Below are 4864 nucleotides of genomic sequence, written 5' to 3'. Positions count from 1 at the left end.
TTGTTGTTTATAAGCTCTACAAGCTGTGACTCAGTAAGTCCCTTTTCTATTGCACTCTTAATCTGCACAAGCTGCGCCGGAACAAGGTCTCCCGATGCAACCAGCTTTACAATGTCTGCTCTTGACTTTTTCTTAAATGACAGTCTTGCAAAAAGACTTGCCACTCCGCTGTTGCTGCTCTTTCTCACACTTCGCTCAATCGGAAGTCTCTGCACCACATTTCCAGTACCATCAACTACCGGAATCTGATAATAGACCGGAATCCCATTTGCCACAGCCTGCATATTCTGAGGAACTGCAACTGTATCAACCATCTTTTTATCTGCCTGTGATATGGACTGGCTTTCCTGCGGCTCTGCCTTACTTTCTGCTTCTTTTTTATTCTCTGTTACAACACTTATGATCTTATCTTCCAATAACTCTATTCTGTCTCCCATACGCTTCATCTCCTTATCCTTTTTGTCAATATCATCCCTGAGCCTTGCAATCGTACTGCTTGCCTTATTCAGTTCATTCTGCTGACTGTTGATAAGAGCGTCCTTATCCTGGTTCTCCTTGACCAGACGCTCCCTGACTTCCTCGTCATCTTTGGACGTTTCTATTTCAGAAAGCTTCTTATTCAGGGCATCATACCTTTCATTCTGGTGATTGATCTTTGCAACCACTTCATCCATCTGAGCGACAAGACTTTTCACATACTCTAAATCCTGTGGCACCTGCTCTTTGGCTTTATTAAGCTTATCTAATACCACATCAAACATCCTGCGCATATTTACTGCTGTATCATCTTTTTGGACTACCTCTCTGATTGCATCAATCGGCACACCTTTTTCATAGTAATCCAATGCTGTCTGCATCTTAGGTGCTGCCATCCTGCTATCTTTCAGCAGCGTTAACAACTCTTCTGATACACCCTTATGCAGACATTTTGATAACACCTTCATCTGCTCAATGTCATAACTTTTGTTAAGATACAGACCGATTTCATCATCAGTCAGTCCATATTCATAATCGCTTTTGACAAGAGCAATAACCTCACTGTCCATATGCTTATTACGAAGAATCTGTATCTTTCTCTCAATAGCCATTTCACTTAATGGCTCTCTTTTTTCTTCCATATATGCCTCCTAACCACTAAAAAAACAGCCTAACGTATCGGCTGTTCTTTTCTGTCTCTTATTGTTTCTTTGTCATACTGCTTCTCTTCTGCCGAAGCTGATACAGTAAGTTCCTTCCATATTGATTTTCCAAGATTAAGTTCCTTTGATACCGCCCGTTCTGCCTTACAGTCCTGTGCATACTTGCTCTCATATTTTTTTCTAAGACTCTCGACCTCTTCCATACTGTATCCCTGTGCCAGAAGCTCAGTGTTAAGCCTTTCCCATGCATTGTGCTCATCTTCAAAGAAGGTATCCCCACTCTGATAACACGATTCCGCATCATCAAGCTCCCGGATCTGTTCAGCCTTGTCAAAAATATCTTTGAATCTTTCCTTAGCCTTATAGGTCTTACTCTTTTCCTTTGATGCTTCTTTCTTCTTATCCGTCAGATTATCAAGTACCGAAACAAGTTCTTCCGCACTCTCAATCTTATGCCTTACCAGAAATAGATACTGCTCCTGTAGCTTATGCATCTTTCGGATATCATCCTTATACTTCCATACCTGACTGTATGGCTTCTTTTTCAGCTTTCCAATCCGGTAAAGCTTTGCATAATATCTTTTCTGCAAGCCTGACATCTTCGCCCTGCGGTATCTTTTGACATAGCACTTTACTATCGCTGCCTGCCTTTCCTCGTTCTGTGACTGGTAAAAGGATAAATCTTCCTTAGCAATACGCTCCACAATAGCTTCCTGTGAATAATTCTCGCCAAGAGTCTTACATCTTCTGAATCTTGTCATCCCTTGTGGTCTGACTGCCAGATACTTTCCCTGCTTGACCTCATATCCTTTTTCCGACAGCAGCTCCAGAAATCCACTAAAATCATTTGCCTGTAAAATGCAGGCATCAAGATCTCTTTTTATCATATCTGCCCACACAAAGCTGCCTTCACGATATTCGCTCCAATCCTTATAATTCTCGTGCTGTTTCTCTTTGCTGCCATCCTCCACATCTATAATGGAAAGACCATACTCCTGACACAGCTTATTGGTAATCGGCTGGATATACTTTGCCCAGTCACCTTTCTCGTAGCGATACTTTTTCCCATCCACAAAGCTTACACTGTTAAATACAATGTGTGAATGAACATGGTCTGTATTATCATGAACCACAAATACCGCTTCATAGGCATCACCAAGATATTCTGCTACAAACTTCTGTGTTATCTCAAAAGCCCTGTCTGGTTCCACCTCATCCTCTTTGAAAGAAAGAATGATATGATACCCCTGTCGCTTGTCTGTTTTTCCAAACTGCTTCTTTGTATCCATCATCTGTTCAAAAGCCATATCTGCCTGGCAGTTTATGGCTCCCACAAGTCTTCCTCCCTGCGTTTTCTCAGGATTCATTACATAATCCAGTGCCCGCTTTAAATGCCTTGCATGAAAAGAATTCCCGCTGTCCTTCATGTGAAGTATCTTACTGATTGCCAATCTTTACCACCGCCTCGCTGACAGATTGATTCAGCTTTTTCATATATGCCACAAGCTGTTCCTTATCTTTCTTGGAATATATCTGAGCATTACTGTTAAATACAATCTGATTGATGTTAATGCCGATTCGGTTTATCTCATTGATAAGCTCTTTAAGAAGTTTCCTTACTTCCGGATAATCATTTGGTTTCTGACTGATTAGAAGCCTGATATATTCGGCTTCATTCATTCCATTTGCCTTTGCCTTATCAGAAAGTACCTTCGCTTCCTGTGGCATAAGTCTTAGTGTTTTCCTTATACAATGAACTTTATCAGCCATAGAATCACCTTCCTCTCTTACCCGTACTGTATTCTCTTACTCCTTCTGCTACTGTTACAGCAACTTTTTCCAGTTCTTTATTACCCAGCTGGGCAATAACCCTGTCTGCAAGCTCTGTAGCAACTTCTATAAGTTCCTTACCATAACTGGTTTTATCAAACAATCTGTCCAGTCTCTTTTCATCTGCTTTCAGACTTTCATACTTGCTCTGATACTCGTTATAGTCGTTAAAATCCTTTGGATCACTCCTGTGTGCTTCCGCATCAAGTATCAGTTCATAGTTCCATTCACAGACAATATCTATAACATCATCAATCAAATATGGTTCTATCTCGCCATTCTCTTCAGCAATATCCTGCCTGTACATCTTCCCATCTGAATCTATGCCAATGGCATAATCATGTCCTTCCATATAGTTAAGCAGAATTGCAGCATCTTCTATCGAAGGGTTTAGTAAGATATCAAATGTGTCTGCCCAGGCAATAAGTTCCTCTGGTTCTGTGATTATTGTAAGTTCTTTATCCATTGCTTTCCTGCACCTCCCTTATCCGTGTTTTGTATATCTCTTCCACCCACACGCCTGTCTGAATCTCTTAGGTTTACGGCTAGATACGCATTAGAGACATCTCTGTCCTAATGCCATCTAGTTAGGGAGAAAATCTCCCTAAAACCCTCTGTTTATGAAAGTGGGGGCGCTTTTTGCCCCCACTTTGCTACTTTGGGGGCGCTTTCTGCCCCCATTTTGTTATTTTGGGGGCGCTTTCTGCCCCCACTTTTATTTTTGCTTTCGTCCGGATTTTGTCGTGTCCAAATTGTGGGGGCACTTTTTGCCCCCACTTTGACATTTTGGGGGCGCTTTCTGCCCCCACTTTGCTGTTTTGGGGGCGCTTTCTGCCCCCACACATCAAAATCCGTTTTCTCATGCCCTGACTGGTTCATCTGCTCGCTTATTCATCCTGTTCAGATTAAGCTTTGCCGCTACAAGCCACTCGTTGTAATCCTTATATCCGGCAGGTGGCGGACAGTCTTCTACCTCATATCCAAGCTCATAATACTTTCTCATAAGTTCAGCTGCTGCTTTTCTCCCCGGCTCATCTCCATCAAGGCAGAACCGGATGGAAGTAATCTGCGGATGTTCCCGAAGAAAAGTCTCAAGTGGTGCATCTGCAAGCATCCCAAGTGCCAGCTTATTTGATTCATAATCCGCGAAGATATCGACATAACTCATAAGGTCGATTGCAGCCTCAAATACTACAAGCTCTGTACTGTTTTCATTTACCACATTAAATCCATAGTTCTTATCATTTCCTGTGACATCACACTTGAATGGCTTGCCCTGCTTATCAAACACTCCCCGCATACTTGCAAATCTTGTCACTCCATTTTTATCATTTCCTTTGAAAACAACATTGTGGTAATGCCTGCTCTCATAAATCAATCCATCTTTTAAAAACAGATCTATGACTGCTCTGCTGATTCCTCTCTCCTGATTCAGATATGAAATAAGATAGGAATTATCTCCTGCCGGTTCCGGTAGGACAAATGGCTTTCTCTCCTCTGCCTGCTTCTGCGATACCTGATGAACAAGAGGCTGCTTTACAGGCTTCTCAATTCTTCTGTATCCTGCGAAATCTAAAAGCCAGAACACAGCCTCTTTTACACTCATTCCACAAAATACCCGTAAGAAATCTATCTGTGAGCCGCCATTGTTGCCTTTGTCAAACTGCCTTGACCATCTGTACCAATGGCTTCTGTTATAGATACGGATGGAATCCATCTCCTTTAAAGTGTGGTATTTGCCAATCCTCTTTACTGTATACCCAAGGCTTTCAGCAGCTGCACACAGGTCAACACTCTTTGCTATGGCAAGCTCTTCATCCGTAAATCTTCCATCCATGCTTTCACCTTGCCTTTCCCTGCTCTGCTACAAGCGGTGACTTGATATCAAGTGTCCG

Annotated in this window: 5 protein-coding genes; all 5 read right to left on the bottom strand. The window is 42.2% G+C overall.

Annotated elements, in window-relative coordinates; genetic code table 11:
• Nucleotides 1-1118, bottom strand: a 1118-nt coding sequence (locus H8700_RS03765) for a hypothetical protein (protein ID WP_249303212.1), incomplete at its 3' end; no start/stop codon positions are given.
• 29 nt (nucleotides 1119-1147) lie between these two features.
• The gene (locus tag H8700_RS03760) at nucleotides 1148-2566 is read right to left on the bottom strand and encodes a relaxase/mobilization nuclease domain-containing protein (protein ID WP_249303215.1); all 1419 of its coding nucleotides are present in this window, start codon (nucleotides 2564-2566) and stop codon (nucleotides 1148-1150) included.
• Nucleotides 2567-2576: 10 nt separating this feature from the next.
• Nucleotides 2577-2909, bottom strand: a complete 333-nt coding sequence (locus tag H8700_RS03755; protein WP_008395341.1) for a plasmid mobilization protein — start codon at nucleotides 2907-2909, stop codon at nucleotides 2577-2579.
• A 4-nt stretch (nucleotides 2910-2913) separates the two neighbouring features.
• A complete protein-coding gene (locus H8700_RS03750; protein WP_117690975.1) occupies nucleotides 2914-3435 on the bottom strand; it encodes a multidrug transporter in 522 nt (173 codons plus the stop codon).
• 393 nt (nucleotides 3436-3828) lie between these two features.
• Nucleotides 3829-4806: a DUF3991 and TOPRIM domain-containing protein gene (locus H8700_RS03745; RefSeq protein ID WP_249303210.1), complete on the bottom strand. Its 978-nt coding sequence runs from the start codon at nucleotides 4804-4806 to the stop codon at nucleotides 3829-3831.
• Nucleotides 4807-4864 lie beyond the last annotated feature (58 nt).

This window comes from Jutongia hominis (assembly GCF_014384965.1).
GTDB classification, from domain to species: domain Bacteria; phylum Bacillota; class Clostridia; order Lachnospirales; family Lachnospiraceae; genus Butyribacter; species Butyribacter hominis.
This window is presented reverse-complemented; position numbering and strand designations above follow the sequence as displayed.